Source organism: Lactiplantibacillus argentoratensis (assembly GCF_037290055.1).
GTDB classification, from domain to species: Bacteria; Bacillota; Bacilli; order Lactobacillales; family Lactobacillaceae; genus Lactiplantibacillus; species Lactiplantibacillus plantarum.
Map to the genome: position 1 here is coordinate 1,379,084 of NZ_CP147647.1, position 15,248 is coordinate 1,394,331.

19 protein-coding genes are annotated in these 15,248 nt (G+C 46.5%); 17 read left to right on the forward strand and 2 right to left on the reverse strand.

Annotated features, from left to right (window positions below; translation table 11 throughout):
- Positions 1 to 7 precede the first annotated feature (7 nt).
- From V7R88_RS06395 to V7R88_RS06460, 14 genes are all read left to right on the forward strand, one after another.
- Positions 8 to 370 (forward strand): DUF1648 domain-containing protein, encoded by a 363-nt coding sequence (locus V7R88_RS06395; RefSeq protein ID WP_054398129.1) that lies wholly within the window; start codon positions 8 to 10, stop codon positions 368 to 370.
- A gap of 394 nt (positions 371 to 764) precedes the next feature.
- Positions 765 to 1,208, forward strand: a complete 444-nt coding sequence (fabZ, locus tag V7R88_RS06400; protein WP_003640408.1) for a 3-hydroxyacyl-ACP dehydratase FabZ — start codon at positions 765 to 767, stop codon at positions 1,206 to 1,208.
- 74 nt (positions 1,209 to 1,282) lie between these two features.
- Positions 1,283 to 2,269 carry a beta-ketoacyl-ACP synthase III gene (locus V7R88_RS06405; protein ID WP_054398127.1) on the forward strand — a complete coding sequence of 329 codons (987 nt, stop codon included), beginning with the start codon at positions 1,283 to 1,285 and terminating at the stop codon, positions 2,267 to 2,269.
- Positions 2,270 to 2,325: 56 nt separating this feature from the next.
- Positions 2,326 to 2,574 carry an acyl carrier protein gene (gene acpP / locus V7R88_RS06410; protein ID WP_011101500.1) on the forward strand — a complete coding sequence of 83 codons (249 nt, stop codon included), beginning with the start codon at positions 2,326 to 2,328 and terminating at the stop codon, positions 2,572 to 2,574.
- 3 nt (positions 2,575 to 2,577) lie between these two features.
- Positions 2,578 to 3,510 carry an ACP S-malonyltransferase gene (locus tag V7R88_RS06415; RefSeq protein ID WP_054398125.1) on the forward strand — a complete coding sequence of 311 codons (933 nt, stop codon included), beginning with the start codon at positions 2,578 to 2,580 and terminating at the stop codon, positions 3,508 to 3,510.
- Complete coding sequence (fabG, locus tag V7R88_RS06420; RefSeq protein ID WP_003644334.1) at positions 3,497 to 4,225, forward strand: 3-oxoacyl-ACP reductase FabG; 729 nt, start codon at positions 3,497 to 3,499, stop codon at positions 4,223 to 4,225. The genes V7R88_RS06415 and fabG overlap by 14 nt, the downstream gene beginning before the upstream one ends.
- An 18-nt stretch (positions 4,226 to 4,243) precedes the next feature.
- Positions 4,244 to 5,476, forward strand: a complete 1,233-nt coding sequence (gene fabF, locus V7R88_RS06425; protein WP_003644335.1) for a beta-ketoacyl-ACP synthase II — start codon at positions 4,244 to 4,246, stop codon at positions 5,474 to 5,476.
- The gene (locus V7R88_RS06430) at positions 5,473 to 5,934 is read left to right on the forward strand and encodes an acetyl-CoA carboxylase biotin carboxyl carrier protein (protein WP_054398123.1); all 462 of its coding nucleotides are present in this window, start codon (positions 5,473 to 5,475) and stop codon (positions 5,932 to 5,934) included. Before fabF ends, V7R88_RS06430 begins: the two co-directional genes overlap by 4 nt.
- Entirely contained in the window at positions 5,934 to 6,347 is a 414-nt protein-coding gene (locus V7R88_RS06435; protein WP_054398121.1) for a 3-hydroxyacyl-ACP dehydratase FabZ family protein, read from the forward strand. Before V7R88_RS06430 ends, V7R88_RS06435 begins: the two co-directional genes overlap by 1 nt.
- 14 nt (positions 6,348 to 6,361) lie before the next feature.
- Positions 6,362 to 7,750 carry an acetyl-CoA carboxylase biotin carboxylase subunit gene (locus tag V7R88_RS06440; RefSeq protein WP_054398119.1) on the forward strand — a complete coding sequence of 463 codons (1,389 nt, stop codon included), beginning with the start codon at positions 6,362 to 6,364 and terminating at the stop codon, positions 7,748 to 7,750.
- Positions 7,719 to 8,561 carry an acetyl-CoA carboxylase carboxyltransferase subunit beta gene (locus tag V7R88_RS06445; RefSeq protein ID WP_003645119.1) on the forward strand — a complete coding sequence of 281 codons (843 nt, stop codon included), beginning with the start codon at positions 7,719 to 7,721 and terminating at the stop codon, positions 8,559 to 8,561. The genes V7R88_RS06440 and V7R88_RS06445 overlap by 32 nt, the downstream gene beginning before the upstream one ends.
- A complete protein-coding gene (gene accA / locus V7R88_RS06450; protein ID WP_003640418.1) occupies positions 8,554 to 9,324 on the forward strand; it encodes an acetyl-CoA carboxylase carboxyltransferase subunit alpha in 771 nt (256 codons plus the stop codon). Before V7R88_RS06445 ends, accA begins: the two co-directional genes overlap by 8 nt.
- Positions 9,325 to 9,344: 20 nt before the next feature.
- The gene (gene fabI, locus V7R88_RS06455) at positions 9,345 to 10,103 is read left to right on the forward strand and encodes an enoyl-ACP reductase FabI (protein WP_054398117.1); all 759 of its coding nucleotides are present in this window, start codon (positions 9,345 to 9,347) and stop codon (positions 10,101 to 10,103) included.
- The gene (locus V7R88_RS06460) at positions 10,103 to 10,654 is read left to right on the forward strand and encodes a 4'-phosphopantetheinyl transferase family protein (RefSeq protein ID WP_003645116.1); all 552 of its coding nucleotides are present in this window, start codon (positions 10,103 to 10,105) and stop codon (positions 10,652 to 10,654) included. Before fabI ends, V7R88_RS06460 begins: the two co-directional genes overlap by 1 nt.
- 185 nt (positions 10,655 to 10,839) lie before the next feature.
- Here V7R88_RS06460 and V7R88_RS06465 read toward each other — a convergent pair whose 3' ends face one another.
- Positions 10,840 to 11,574 (reverse strand): DUF554 domain-containing protein, encoded by a 735-nt coding sequence (locus V7R88_RS06465; protein WP_054398113.1) that lies wholly within the window; start codon positions 11,572 to 11,574, stop codon positions 10,840 to 10,842.
- A 126-nt stretch (positions 11,575 to 11,700) separates the two neighbouring features.
- Here V7R88_RS06465 and V7R88_RS06470 point away from each other — a divergent pair, with 126 nt between their 5' ends.
- From V7R88_RS06470 to rsgA, 3 genes are all read left to right on the forward strand, one after another.
- Complete coding sequence (locus V7R88_RS06470) at positions 11,701 to 12,588, forward strand: LysR family transcriptional regulator (RefSeq protein WP_054398110.1); 888 nt, start codon at positions 11,701 to 11,703, stop codon at positions 12,586 to 12,588.
- Between the two features lie 142 nt (positions 12,589 to 12,730).
- The gene (locus V7R88_RS06475; RefSeq protein ID WP_003645113.1) at positions 12,731 to 13,231 is read left to right on the forward strand and encodes an acyl-CoA thioesterase; all 501 of its coding nucleotides are present in this window, start codon (positions 12,731 to 12,733) and stop codon (positions 13,229 to 13,231) included.
- Between the two features lie 264 nt (positions 13,232 to 13,495).
- Entirely contained in the window at positions 13,496 to 14,554 is a 1,059-nt protein-coding gene (rsgA, locus tag V7R88_RS06480; RefSeq protein WP_054398108.1) for a ribosome small subunit-dependent GTPase A, read from the forward strand.
- 56 nt (positions 14,555 to 14,610) lie between these two features.
- Here rsgA and V7R88_RS06485 read toward each other — a convergent pair whose 3' ends face one another.
- The gene (locus tag V7R88_RS06485) at positions 14,611 to 15,165 is read right to left on the reverse strand and encodes a TetR/AcrR family transcriptional regulator (RefSeq protein ID WP_420908157.1); all 555 of its coding nucleotides are present in this window, start codon (positions 15,163 to 15,165) and stop codon (positions 14,611 to 14,613) included.
- Between the last annotated feature and the right edge of the window lie 83 nt (positions 15,166 to 15,248).

A 15,248-nucleotide genomic window follows, 5' to 3' on the forward strand; every position in this document is an offset into this window, starting at 1 on the left:
GAGCGCCATGCGAGTCTTTACTTGGATCGTGCGAATAATTGTGGCCGTGGTCGTTTTGATGTGTGTCATTATGATTGGTTTGGCACCCCAAACAGTGGTGACGCATTTCAATAGTGCCGGGTTGGCGGATTCATTCGGCAGCCGCTGGTGGCTAGTCATGTTACCACTACTAGCTGTGGTGACGGGTGAAGTCATCATTAAGTTGGCCCGTCAAAAACGGCGCAAACTCGGACTCTTGCAACTACCGACGCTAACCGACTTTGAAGGACAGTGTTTAGGTGTCATGGTGGGCTTCAGCGTCCTGTTGTGGGTGATATTGCAATCGGAAGTGCAGGGCCAGCTTGTCAGTGGATTTATTGGTGGATGGTGATTAGAAAAATCGATTTTCTGAATAGAAGCGCTTGAGACGACGAGTTTCAGGCGCTTTTTAATGCCCTAGTTTTATCCTAGTGACTGCCAGCAGACAGGTGACTGGTTGGTTGAAACTATTTTTTACGAGGAATCATTAACCGATTGAACACATTATAAACTTTATAGTCAAATTACTAACCTGTGCCAGTTCGTTGACGGATTATGACCGCAAAAATTGGCCAGTTACGAAATTTTCGCAAAAAAATAAAGCCCGATTAGAGCCCAGCTTACCGGGATTTAACCACTGAAGAATGTAACATACTGTAAATTAATCTGCTGAAATCAATTGACAAGATTTGGTCGGACGATTAACTTAATGCCATTCCCAAACGCCGTGAAAGGAGCGACTAACTATGAGTGTGTTAGAAGCAAGTGAAATTATGCAATTAATCCCCAACCGGTACCCAATTTTATTCATGGACCGGGTGGATGAATTAAATCCGGGTGAATCGATCGTGGTGACGAAAAATGTCACGATCAATGAGTCATTTTTCCAAGGGCACTTTCCTGGTAACCCGGTCATGCCGGGCGTGTTGATTATTGAAGCTTTGGCGCAAGCCGCGTCGATTCTGATTTTAAAATCTGAAAAGTTTGCTGGTAAGACGGCTTATCTTGGCGCCATTAAGGATGCCAAGTTCCGCAAAATTGTCCGTCCCGGTGATGTCTTGAAGTTGCATGTCCAAATGGTCAAGCAACGGTCCAACATGGGAACGGTGAGTTGTCAGGCGATGGTCGGTGACAAGGCAGCCTGCACAACTGATTTAACCTTTATCGTTGGTGCAACTGATTCAAAATAGAAAGGTGGTAATGTCAATTCGGCGATTGTCGTTTGGGAAAGTTTTTTAAAAGCATTGCCGAATTGTAACCAACCATGACAACTAATTTTTCGATTTTAGCGAGTGCTAAGGCACTGCCGACGACCAAAGTCACGAATCAAGAACTAACGCAACTGATGGCGACTTCTGATGATTGGATCAAGCAGCGAACGGGAATTCGTTCTCGCCACGTCGCGACCGATGAGACAACGACGAGTTTAGCTGTTTCAGTTGCCCAGCAGTTGTTGCAGCAAAGTCGGCTAGCGGCGACGGCGATTGATTTGATCATCGTGGCAACCATGTCACCGGATTATTTGACACCGGCGACGGCTCCTCAAGTACAGGCAGCGATTGGGGCTGAAAAAGCAATTGCCTTTGACATCAATGTTGCCTGTGCGGGCTTTGTTTATGGGATGCAGTTGGTTCACCAATACTTACAACCGGGTCAGACCGCTTTGTTAATCGGTAGCGAGACCTTGAGTCGGTTAGTAGACTGGCATGATCGTAGCACTGCCGTTTTATTTGGTGATGGTGCGGGTGGTCTATTGATTACTGCTAAGCCTAATACGGCCACTGGGCACTGGCTGGGCGGTCATTACGCGACGTTTGGCGCTGACGGGCATTATTTAACGGCGGGACAGCAGCCTCAGGTGAATCCGTGGTCAACACGGACTGATGGTGCAGGTTCTAACCGCTGGGCCTTTCAGATGAATGGTCGGCGGGTTTATGACTTTGCCACTAAGCAAGTGCCCCACTCAATTGAGCAGGCGTTGATGCAGGCACGGCTTGAGTCGAGTGATATTAAAGCATTTGTGCTTCATCAGGCCAACGCACGTATTGTTAAGAGCGTTGGTCAAAAATTAAACTTAGCTACGGAACAATTACCGATGAACATTGCACAGTATGGCAATACTGCGGCGGCCAGTGAACCGATTCTATTTGCTGAAATGGTTGCCCAAAAGCAAGTTCAACGTGGTGACAAGCTGGTGTTTACCGGTTTTGGCGGCGGGTTATCCGTTGGTAGTGCCGTAATTGAGTATTAATTGATAACTGAAATCAAGCATTTAAAATTAATTTAAAAATTCTGGAGGAATCAACAATGACTAAAACTGAAATTTTTGACCAAATTAAAAAGATGATCGTGGAACAATTAGACGTGGATGCTGACAAGATTACGATGACAACGAACTTTACCGAAGACTTAGCACTTGATAGTCTGGACGTTTTTGAAGTGATCGATAAGATCGAAGACGAATATGATATCGAAATCGAAACGGATGACGCTTTAGCCACGGTTGGTGATTTAGTTGATTATGTGGCGACTCATCAGGAAACTAGCGAGGACTAAGTTATGAAAACGGCAATCTTATTCAGTGGTCAAGGACAACAGTTTGCCGATATGGGGGCCGATCTTTATCAAACGTTACCAGCGTACCAAGCCACAATTGACGAAGCTAATCAAGTGTTGGACTGGGATTTGCGGGTAACTGCTGATTGGATCGATGATGCTCAACGGATGCCGGTTGCAATTACAGCGATGAATATGGGGTTATATCGTGCTTTAACAGCGTTGCTTAATGAGTGTCCGACCGTGTTAGCAGGATTGAGCCTTGGCGAGTATGCCGCATTGATTGCAGCTGGCGTCCTGCCATTTGCTGATGGCTTGAAGTTAGTTGCCGATCGGGCTAGATATATGCAACGAGCGGGATTACAGCATCCCGGGGAGATGGTCGCGGCGTTGAAGGTAACGCCGGCACTGGTTGCAGCCGCTTGTCAAAGTGCCCAAGCAGTGGGGGTTGCGTATCCCGCTAATTACAATCTAGCTGATCAAATTGTTATTGGTGGCGATGCAGCTGGTATTCAAGCTGTGCGAACCTATTTAAAAACACACGGCGTTAAACGGGTGGTCCCATTAGACGTTGCGGTGGCTTCACACACGCCGTTAATGGCAGCAGCGAGTGAGGCGTTGGCGCAACGATTACGATTTGTTAATATTGCAGCACCCCAAATTCCGGTCATCAGTAATACGACCGTGACCCCCTTTAGCCAGGCAACTGTCAAGGAAACGTTGGTAAAACAGTTAGTATCGCCAACGCACTTTGCGGCCTGCTTACAACGAATTGCGACATATGAGGTCGATGAGATTATTCAAGTTGGACCGGGGCATAGTTTAGCAACTTTTGCCAAACAAACATTGTCAGGGGTAAGGGTTTGGTCAATTGAAGATGTGACAGATTGGCAGAATTATTGTCAGGATACTGAGGAGGTACGTGAGCGTGGATGAAGTGATTTTAGTCACTGGAGCTGCTAAGGGTATTGGTTTGGCAACAGTCAAACGGTTGGCAGCTCAGGGGGCCAGCGTTATTTTAAACGTTCATCATGAAATTGAAGCGGCCGATTGGCAAGCATTAACGGCTGAATATCCAAGGTTGACGCAATTAGTTGGTGATGTGAGCGATGATCAAACGGCGGCTGATTTAATTGAGACCGTGATGACAAATTTTGGTCGCTTAGATGGACTCGTGAATAACGCTGGTGTGACCCATGATCAGTTATTAACGCGGCTACACGCGGAAGATTTCATGAGTGTGATTCAAACAAATTTATTGGGCACATTTAATATGACCAAATACGCTTTAAAAGTCATGCAGCGACAGCGACAAGGCGCCATCGTTAATGTTGCTAGTGTGGTCGGGTTACATGGCAATATCGGCCAGGCGAACTATGCGGCTAGTAAGGCTGGAATTATTGGTTTAACTAAAACGACGGCAAAGGAAGCGGCTCGGCGCCAAGTGCGGTGTAATGCGGTGGCCCCAGGAATGATTACGACGGCCATGACGGCACAATTGAATGACCGTGTAACGGCGGCTGCCTTAAGTGATATTCCACTCAAACGCTTTGGGACGCCCGACGAAATTGCCCAAGCAATTGACTTTTTATTGCACCAACCGTACTTAACGGGACAAGTGCTAACAGTTGACGGTGGCATGACGATATAAGATATGGGAGGTTATCCAATGACAGAACGAGTAGTTGTGACTGGAATGGGTGCGGTGACGCCCCTCGGTAATAGTGTTGATGAATTTTTAACGGGGTTATTCGCGGGACAAGTTGGGATTAAGCCCATCACGAAGTTTGACGCGACGCCCACTGGGATTACAGTTGCCGGTGAGGTTAAGGATTTTCAGCCAGAAGAACGAATTGAAAAGAAATTAGCGAAAAGATTGGATTTATTTTCCGTTTATGGTCTATACAGTGCAAGTGAAGCGATGGCGCAAGCCGGACTAAATGAAGCAAATATTGATCCAGAACGATTAGGCGTTATTTATGGTTCGGGTATCGGTGGTTTAACGACGATTGAAGCGCAAGTGATCAAGATGCACGACAAGAGTCCCAAACGAGTTTCACCGTTATTCGTCCCTAATTCAATCATCAACATGGTTGTTGGTAATATCGCGATGCAATTTAACGCACAGAATACCAGTCAAGCGATTGTGACCGCGTGTGCGTCGGCGACGAATGCCATCGGCGATGCGTTTGAATATTTGCGTCAAGGAAAGGCAGATGTGATCATCACGGGTGGTTCAGAAGCTTCCGTCAACGAAATCGGTATTGCAGGGTTTGCGTCCCTGACTGCGTTGTCGAAAGCCACTGACCCAACGTTGGCTTCGTTACCGTTTGATCGTCAACGCAATGGGTTTGTGATGGGTGAAGGGGGTGCGACGTTAGTCTTAGAAACGTTGGCCCATGCCCAAGCCCGAGGCGCCCAGATTCTTGGTGAAGTCGTGGGTTACGGAACGACTAGCGATGCTTATCATATGACAGCCCCCCGACCGGATGGTGCTGGTGCCAAACGTGCAATGCAACAAGCCGTTGCGGAAGCCGGCATTCAGCCGCGTGATGTGGATTACATCAATGCTCATGGAACAGCCACACATGCGAATGATAGTGCCGAAGCTCAAGCAATTAGCGCGTTGTTTGGTCAAGATGTACAAGTCAGCAGTACTAAAGGAATGACGGGGCACTTATTAGGCGCTGCGGGTGCAATTGAAGCTGTTGCAACGATTGGTGCTCTGCAAGCGGGTCAGTTACCTGCGAATATTGGTTGTACGGACCAAGATCCTGAGTGTCCAGTCAATTTAGTAACGCCAGCAACTCAACATCAAGCCGCAACCTATGCTTTGAGTAATTCATTTGGTTTTGGGGGCCATAATGCCGTGGTTGCCTTTAAGAAGTGGGTGAATGTATGAGTATGACGGATACGGAAGCGATGACCGCCCTGATCAATCAGTTTAATCAATCCAGCGCTCAAGTCATGGACGTCAAGACGACAACCTTTGAACTGCATTTGAATAAACAAGCTGAAACTGCTGAGACAAATTCAGCGCGTTCACAGCCGGCAGTGACCGACTCTACGGTACCAGTGGTCAAACCGACGACTGAAGTGGCGACTCAATCGGGAACAACGATGGTCACGGCGCCCCTAGTTGGGGTGGCTTACTTAGCTGCCGACCCGAAACAGGCGCCGTTTATTCAGGTGGGTGATCGTGTCAAGTCAGGGGAAACCTTGTGTGTAATCGAAGCAATGAAAATGATCAACGAAGTCCCTAGCCCAGTTAGTGGGATCGTTAAAGAAGTTTTAATTAAGAATGCAACTATGGTTGAATTTGATGAACCATTGTTTGCAATTGAGGAGACGACCGTTTAATGGAAGTTACGGATTTAATTCCCCAACGGTTTCCGCTGCAATTATTAGACCGTATCATAGCGGTCCAACCAGGTGTCAGCGCAACAGCGGAAAAATTAGTCACGATTAATGAATGGCTTTTTCAGAGTCCGACACTGACCGGAAGAACGATGATTCGGCCAGTATTATTAGAAATTTTGGCTCAAACGGGAGTTGTGGCTTTACTATCGATGCCAGAACATCATGGTAATAACGTCTTTTTTGGCGGAATTCGGCAGGCTGATTTTAAGACGGATGTGCGCCCAGGTGACCGGTTAGAAGCGATGGTAACGTTAACTAAGTTGCGTCGTCAAATCGGAACAGGCCATGGCGTGATTACCTGTGCTGGTCGTGAGGTTGTTAGTGCTGATTTAACCTTTGTAATGCAAGCCTGAAGGAGGTATGGCGATTGTTTAAAAAAGTCTTAGTCGCGAACCGTGGTGAAATTGCGGTCCAAGTTATTCGCGCGCTTCATGAGATGGGGATTAAAGCGGTCGCTGTCTATTCAGTGGCTGATCAGGAGAGCTTATTTGTACATCTGGCTGATGAGGCGGTCTGTATTGGGGCGAGTCCCGTCAACCAGTCATATTTGAATATGCAAGCAATTATTAGCGCTGCTAATTTGACCGGGTGTCAGGCGATTCATCCAGGCTACGGCTTTTTATCTGAGAATGCGGAATTTGCCAAAATGTGTGCGGATTGTCAGTTAACGTTTATTGGACCGCGTCCTGAGGTGATTGACCAGATGGGTGACAAAGAAAATGCCCGGCAGACCATGCAACGATTAGGCGTACCCGTGATTCCCGGCAGTCCATCGGTGCTTAAGGATATTGAGGCGGCTATGCAAGCGGCCCATACCTTAGGTTACCCAGTTATGATCAAAGCCGCTGCTGGGGGTGGCGGTAAAGGGATTCGCGCTGTTAGCAATGATCAAGATTTAGCGAAGGCTTTTCGAACCGCTCAGCAGGAAGCTCAAGCTTCATACGATGATCATCGGTTGTACTTAGAAAAAATCATTGCCCCGGCGAAGCATATCGAAGTGCAGGTATTAGCCGATCAACAGGGGCATGTTATTTATCTACCAGAGCGCGATTGTTCGCTACAACGGAATCATCAAAAAGTGTTAGAGGAGAGTCCATGTGCGGTCATCACGACTGCTGAACGGACCAAATTGGGACAATTAGTGGCTAACGCAACCAAAAAGTTGGGTTATACAAATACGGGTACCTATGAGTTTTTAATGGATCAGCAGCATCATTTTTATTTTTTGGAAATGAATACGCGGTTGCAAGTTGAACATACGGTTACTGAAATGGTAACGGGTATTGAATTGATTAAAGCGCAAGTACAAATTGCAGCTGGTATGCCATTAAAAATTAAACAGGCGGATGTGAAAATTCATGGTGTTGCCATGGAGTGTCGCTTGAATGCGGAGGATCCGTACCACGATTTTCGACCGCAACCTGGAAAAATCACCCGGTTGATCTACCCAATGGGGACACTGGGAGTCCGGATTGATGCTGGTGTGGTGACTGGTAGCATGATTGCACCGTTTTACGACTCGATGATTGCCAAAATCATTGTTCACGGTATTAATCGGAAGAGGGTCAGTCGCAAGATGCATCGTTGTTTATTGGAATTAACCATCGATGGGGTTCAAACGAACCGGACCTTCTTAGCAGGATTAGTTGCAGATTCGACTGTTGGCCGTGGTACCTATACCACAGCTTATATCGAACAAGACTTTTTGAAAGGATGGTTAAGTGATGCCCAAGCGCAAGTTTCAAGCACCCACTGAACGGCAGTTAGCTGTTCGACGGGATAATATCCCAGACGCGTTATTGACGCGCTGTCCAGTTTGTCATGAAGATTGTTATACCCAAGATCTCGGTGAATTCAAGGTATGTCCCCATTGTGATTATGGGTTTCGCTTGCCTGCTTGGCAACGTGTTCAACAATTGACGGCGAGTTTTGAAGAGCGGGATGCGGACCTGAGTGCGCCCGTTAGTTTTGATGACCCTGCATATTTAGAAAAGTTGCAGCGTGCCAAAGCAGCCTCACACTTGAATGAGAGCGTATTGACTGGTATTGGGACGTTAGCGACTTATCAATTTGGGTTAGGTGTCATGGAAACTAAATTTATGATGGGGAGTTTGGGGGCGGCAACCGGTGAGAAAATTACGCGATTATTTGAAACTTGTACGACCCAAAAACTTCCCGTTGTGATGGTTACTGCTTCTGGCGGGGCGCGTATGCAAGAAGGCGCTCGTGCATTGATGCAAATGGCTAAGGTGTCCACGGCGGTTGCAAATCACCGAAAAGCTGGACTATTGTATATTACAATTTTAACTGATCCAACCACTGGTGGTGTCACGGCTAGTTTTGCGATGCAGGGTGACATTATGTTGAGCGAGCCACGAGCGCTCATTGGATTCGCGGGTCGGCGAGTCATTGAACAAACCATTCAACAGACACCACCTGCGGATTTCCAACGGGCGGAAACCTTATTGGCCAATGGATGGTTAGATCAAATTGTGCCCCGACCAGCCTTACGGAAAACACTACAACGATTATTAACAATCACTCAGGGAGGTCATCAGGATGTCTAAAGTAACGGCCTACGAACAAGTTCAAGCAGCCCGGGATGCTAGTAAGATTAGCATTCAAACGTTGATTGATGGCTTGACAGAGGATTTTTTTGATTGTCATGGTGATCGTCAACGGGCGGATGATCCAGCTGTAATCGCCGGCTTAGCAACAATTGCCCAACGGCCCGTCACCATTATTGGTATTCAGAAGGGTCAAAATTTGGCCGAGAATCAAGCTCGGCATTTTGGCTGTGCGACGCCTAGCGGTTATCGAAAAGCATTGCGGTTAATGCGGCAAGCAGAACAATTACGGCAGCCGGTCGTGACCTTAATCAACACGCCGGGTGCCTATCCGGGTGTTGATGCGGAATATGAGGGACAAGGACGAGCAATTGCTGACTGTTTGTTAGCAGGATTACAATTGCGAGTACCATTTTTGAGTTTGATTGTTGGTGAAGGTGGCAGTGGTGGTGCATTAGCCTTAGCATGTGGTGATCAAGTCTGGATGTTGGCGAATAGTACTTACTCGGTGTTATCGCCTGAAGGCTATGCCACTATTTTATGGAAAGAATCGCAACGTGCTGCTGAAGCTGCGGAAAAAATGCGCTTGACGCCGACAGAATTATTGGCAGATGGGATTATCGATCGGATTATTCCTGAAGTAGCAACCGCAGCAGATTGTCAACCGCTGAAAACAGCCATTGACGAGACATTAACTGCTTTAACAGCAAAGTCGGTGACGGAACTGGTTACGCAACGCCAAGCCCGTTATCGGCAATTTTGAATAAGTGAGGAATGATAAGTATGGATGGAATTTTATCGGGTAAGACCATTGTGGTCATGGGTGTGGCCAATCAGCGCAGTATTGCCTGGGGGTGTACCGAGGCATTAATTGCACAGGGGGCCCAGGTTATCTTGACTTACCAAAATGACCGTTTGAAGCAAAGTTTACAGCGGTTTGTTGCGCCAGATGTGCCGTTAATTGCCTGTGATGTTGCTGATGATGACAATGTTGATCGGGCATTTGCAAGCATTAAACAACAGTATGGTGTCATCGATGGGATTATCCATGCGATTGCTTATGCGGATAAAGCAACGTTAGAAGGTGATTTTGTGAATACCACGAAAGCTGGATATGATTTGGCACAAAATATTAGTGCGTATTCGCTGATTGCAGTTGCCCGAGCAGCTCGGCCAATGCTGAAACCAGGAGCCAGTCTCGTAACGTTGACGTATTTTGGATCAGAGCGAGCCGTACCAAATTACAATATGATGGGGGTTGCTAAGGCCGCGTTGGAAGCAAATGTGCGTTACTTGGCACGTGACCTTGGACCACAACAAGTCCGCGTGAATGCAATTTCAGCCGGAGCAGTCAAAACGTTGGCGGTAACGGGTATTCATGAGCATCAGCAATTATTAAAATTATCTCGCAGTATGACAGTTGATGGAGAACCGGTAAAAACGCGTGAGATCGGCAACGTGGCTGCCTTTTTATTAAGCGATCTCTCGACTGGAATGACCGGGGACGTGGTATACGTGGATAAAGGGGTCCACTTAAGTTAATGCCAATCACTCAAGTTGTCTTTAAACGGCAGTGGCTTCAGATGCCGGTCGATGTTTCTAAAAAAATGCGACGGGTCACTCAGCGAACCGTGAGTCGCCAATTAATTCAGCAAGTGTTATCGGTACCATTAGCTTATCATCGATTGGGACAGCCCTATTTTCCAAGTCATCCTCGATTAGGTGTTAGTGTTAGTCACACGCACCAGTTAGTGATGGTGGCGGTCGGTCCGGGACCTCTGGGGATTGATGTTGAACAGGTCCGTCCATATGATGTGACTGCCATTCGGCGAGCCTTTACATCGGCGGAATGGCAGCTATTACAGGCTTTATCGGTGCAAGATCGTTATCGGTTAGGGTGGCAACTTTGGACGGCTAAAGAAGCGGTATTAAAGTTAGTGGGCTGTGGCTTGACCCATGCGCCCCGCCGTGTCGAGGTTCTTGATTTACAACGTGGACTAGCGTGCTATCAAACACAGTTATACCAGTTGACGCCGTTAGAATTGCCTGCGACCCACGAGGGATTTTTGGCTCGTCCCTTGTCGGTTGGCTGATTGGAGTGCGTGGTTGGTATTAACTTTAGTGCGCTCTTTTTTAAGTTTAGTGAACAATGGCCACTGGATTTTATTATCAGCCGACTGGTTGACCTGCTATTGCAAGCCTTCTACGTGCTGACTAAAAGCAGTTCTGAGCAAGCTATAATTGTGGGCTCAGAACTGCTTTTTAATTTATCCTTCAATTAGTTTATCTGTAATAATGGCAATACAAAATTCATCCATAACCATGAAATCGGCATGATAACGACCATCATCGGAATCATATCGGCGGTCGGAAACATCTTGACGGCAATAATGCGAAAGCCGCTGGCAACCATTAAAATACCACCGACCGCTTTGAAATCTAGAATCATGTCAGGAGTGGTCAAGGGAAAGACTAGGTGAGCGACTAAGAATAAAGCTGTCAGGATGATTAGTTGGGGAACAGCAATTAAGGAAACAACTAACCCTAAGTTAGCACCGAAAATTACCGCAGCAAAGAAGTCCAGAATCGATTTGGAAATTAAAATTGTGGCGTCGCCGTTCATCCCTTCAGTTAAAGTCCCGTAAATACCAGTTCCACTGGCACAAAATAGTACGATTACCGTGACCATTGTCTGTTCAAAAGCCTGTTTCTCAAAAGTTGCTGGTGCTTTGACAAACCGTGAAATGAAACGTTGCATCGCGGCAGCGCCGTGATTGATTGCAGTTCCCAAATGGCAAAGTAATCCAATACCTGTTCCGATAATAACGGCAAAGATGACCGCCGCTAGATTTTTTAGTGGTGCAATCGCGTAAATCCCCATACACATGGAACAGATCCCAAAGGACATATTCAGCCCATCTTTTAAACGTTGTGACATTCGTTTGCCGGTCAATGCGCCGACAATACCCCCGAAAAAGATTGCACACACGTTAGTAATAATTCCAATTGGCACGCAAGCCCTCCTCAATATTTAATTGATAAAAACAACAGCTATTAGTTTAGAGCTTGTTTCGGATAAGAACAATTCTGAATATGTGGTAAACTATTCTAAATAGGAATAGTTAGAAGAGGGTTAATTATGGAAACACGGAAATTGGCAGTGTTTGTTGACCTTGCCACGACCCAGAACTATAGTCGCAGTGCTGAACGCATGTTTTTGTCACAGTCGACCATTTCAAAGTACATTATGGCTTTAGAGCGCGATTGGCAGGTCCAATTATTTGAACGTGAGCATCGGCAAGTCACGTTAACACGGATTGGGCAACAATTATTGCCACGGGCCCAAGCAATTCTGCGCGAAGAGCGTCAGTTACAACAAGCTCTGGCCGCTAATACCGCTCATAATGCGCAGTCGCTGGTTGTTCAGGGACTACCATCTTTAGCACAATACCAGGCTTTTCATATTATCACGGCATTTACGAAGCGGTATCCGGAAGTGAAATTACAATTTAGTGAGGCGAGTGTCGATCGGTTAGCGCATGCACTGGATCATACGAATGTCGACATTGTATTTACACGGATTTTCGGGGATCAACCCAATAATTATGACGTTTTATTGAATGAGACCGATCAGTTTGTGGTCCTTGTTCCGAAAGACGATCCGTTGGCGCAACAAGCTGAGATTAGTCTGTCGATGCTGGCACATGAATCAATTTTATTATTGAAAGATACCATCGGTGAAGATAACCCGTTGTTTTCGGCATTTCAAAAAATGCATACGCCACAGATGGTCTATGATGGTCAACGAATTGATCTCATTTTAGAAATGCTGAATCAGGGTGATGGTGTCTCGGTTGTCATGGCGCGGTCATTTGATCTCACTGGTTTTGACAACATTAAAGCAATTCCACTGACGCCAACTATTCGCAGTCAGATGGCTTTCATGAAGCGTCCCGATAATCACGCTGCCGTGGTTGCTAAATTTTGGGCGTTTGCGACGAAGTATTGGCAATCGGTTGCGGATTAATCGTGGCGAATAGGCAAACTTTATCACAGTTAACCTGGCATGAGCATTAACGTGGGCGATGGCATGACTAGCCGGCCAATTAGCAGGTTTCGTCGTTTACAGCGATATCAATGAAAATTATTAAAGATGACGGGGTGCAGACATGGAACCAATTCATATTTCACAGACTTTATCAATTAGCAATCACCGTGTGTTCTCAGCCGATTTGAATGAGCACGACACGGTTTTCGGCGGGAAAATCTTGGCGACTATCGATGATAATTCATCGATTGCCGCATCGCGAGTGGCTCGAATTGAGACGGTGACCGTGTCAGTCGATCAGGTCAATTTTTTATTGCCGTTTCGGTTACAAGACTCAATGTGTGCGGAATCTTACGTTTCGGGCGTTGGTCACCGCTCAATCGAGGTATTTACTAAAATCATTGGTGAACACTTGAAGACCGGCGAACGGTTTTTGGGATTGACCTGCTTTTCAACGTTCGTGGTGACGGACCGTAATATTGAATTACCACTGTTAGTCGCTGATAAACCAGAATACACGTTTGTGGCTCAGGGCTATCAAGAGCGGCAGGCCGCCCGGTTAGCCAAACTAAAGCGCCAGCAAGACTTTAATGCGCACATTAGCGTTGAATTGCCGTGGTGAATCGATTTAAATTGACAATTTTGGTGAGACTTGTTAAATTGTAATTATCAAATATAGGAGGGGTGTTTTATGTCGGGCATTCGTTAGGGTGTTGTTGAGCGAAAAAAGTGGGTTGGACCCGCTTAGTTTCGTGTACCCTAATGTGACGAATGGCCTGGCAGATAGACATGCCGGACGGTTTTTGCGCACAGTTGGGATAAGATTGGGTGCATTTTTAATTCGCAGAGCGTTAGGGTAAGTCACTTTGCGAGAGGATTATAAAAATTGACAATTAATTTAACTAAATATGGATTGACGACGGCGGTTCAAGTCGACTTGACTAAGGAAAACGGTCAAATACTTGGCCGGATTATCGGCCAACATCGCGATTGGTACCAAGTCATCACAACGGCTGGGGAACGTTCAGCACAAGTTACGGGAAAACTGGCTTATGAAGCGGCCAGTCCCGCGGCATTTCCGGCGGTCGGGGATTGGGTGTACCTGGCTTCATCCGCTGATAATCAGGCACAGATTGAAGCAATCGAACCACGGCAGAGTGTCTTGGCGCGCGGTGCTGTGAACCACCAAGATGGCCAAATCATTGCGACAAATATTAATACCATCTTTATCTGCATGTCATTGAACGCGGATTTTAATGTGCGGCGGTTAGAACGTTACCTGACGATTGCGTGGGATAGCGGTGCACTTCCGGTCATTGTCTTAACCAAGGCGGATGTCTGCACGGATCTAGCCACTAAGCTACGGGCGGTGGCGGATGTCAGTGTCGGCGTACCAACGATCACTTGTTCGGCCGAAACGGGTCAGGGTTTGGATGAATTGCAACCATACCTAACGACTGGTCAAACGGTGGCCTTCGTGGGCTCTTCGGGTGTCGGTAAGTCGACTTTGATTAACCGATTGTTGGGCCAGGATATCTTGGCGACGAAATCGATTCGTACAGATGATGACAAAGGGCGGCACACAACGACGAGTCGGCAATTAATACCGCTACCAACGGGCGCCTGCGTCATTGATACACCAGGAATGCGTGAGTTACAAATCTTCATGGGTGATTTAAATCAAACTTTCGCGGAAATTGCCGCATTGGCGACACAGTGTAAGTTTAATGATTGTACCCATACTAGCGAGCCTGGTTGTGCGGTACGGGCAGCAGTTGAGGCGGGCACGGTAACGTCTGAACGGTTACAAAGCTATCAAAAATTACAACGTGAGATGAGCTATCAAGGACTCAATTCACGCCAGTTGGAGCAGGCTAAAATTCAGCGGATGTTTGGTGGCAAACAAGCGATGAAGCGTGTTAAACAACGTTACCATCGCGACTGAGTTGATAAGTGAATTAAAGAAGCTACTAAACGGGATGTCGGCAACGGCACCCCGTTTTATTTAGGACCTACTTTCGTTATCGCGTAGAGTGAACCGAGTGACCTGTTGAGCGAGATAGGCCGGTGTTTCAACCATCCCATTCTGTTGCCAATGAACGAGCATATTGATGACCGCACCAGAAAAATAAGCCGTGTAGTACGGTTGGCGAAGCGCGGTATTGCTTGAACCGATAATACGGTCTTGTTTGATGAGTAATGCAAAGACGGCTTCGAAACTTTGAATAAAAATCTGGTTTTTTCATTTTTGATCAATAACGCATTTGTCGCTGCCATTTGTTGCATGAGAGTGAAATATTGAGTCATCAATACCTGCAATTTAACCTTTGATTGTCGCGGTAATTGGCGCAGATATTGAAGGATAGTCTGTTTTTGATAGGCCAAAATAATCTGATCGAAGTTGGTGAAATTACGGTAAAAATAGGTGCGAGAAACCTGAGCGTGCTGACAAAGTTCTGTGATTGAAATCCGACTGAGTGATTTTTGCGACATAAGCTGTAGTAAGGCCGCATAAACCGCAGTTAAATTTTGGCGTTTTCGTGTTTGTGGGTTCATTGGTTACAACATCTCCTTTTTTGTAACGTAAGTATTTATTTATGACCATTTTACCAGATATACTCCCATTAACTTAACGGGAG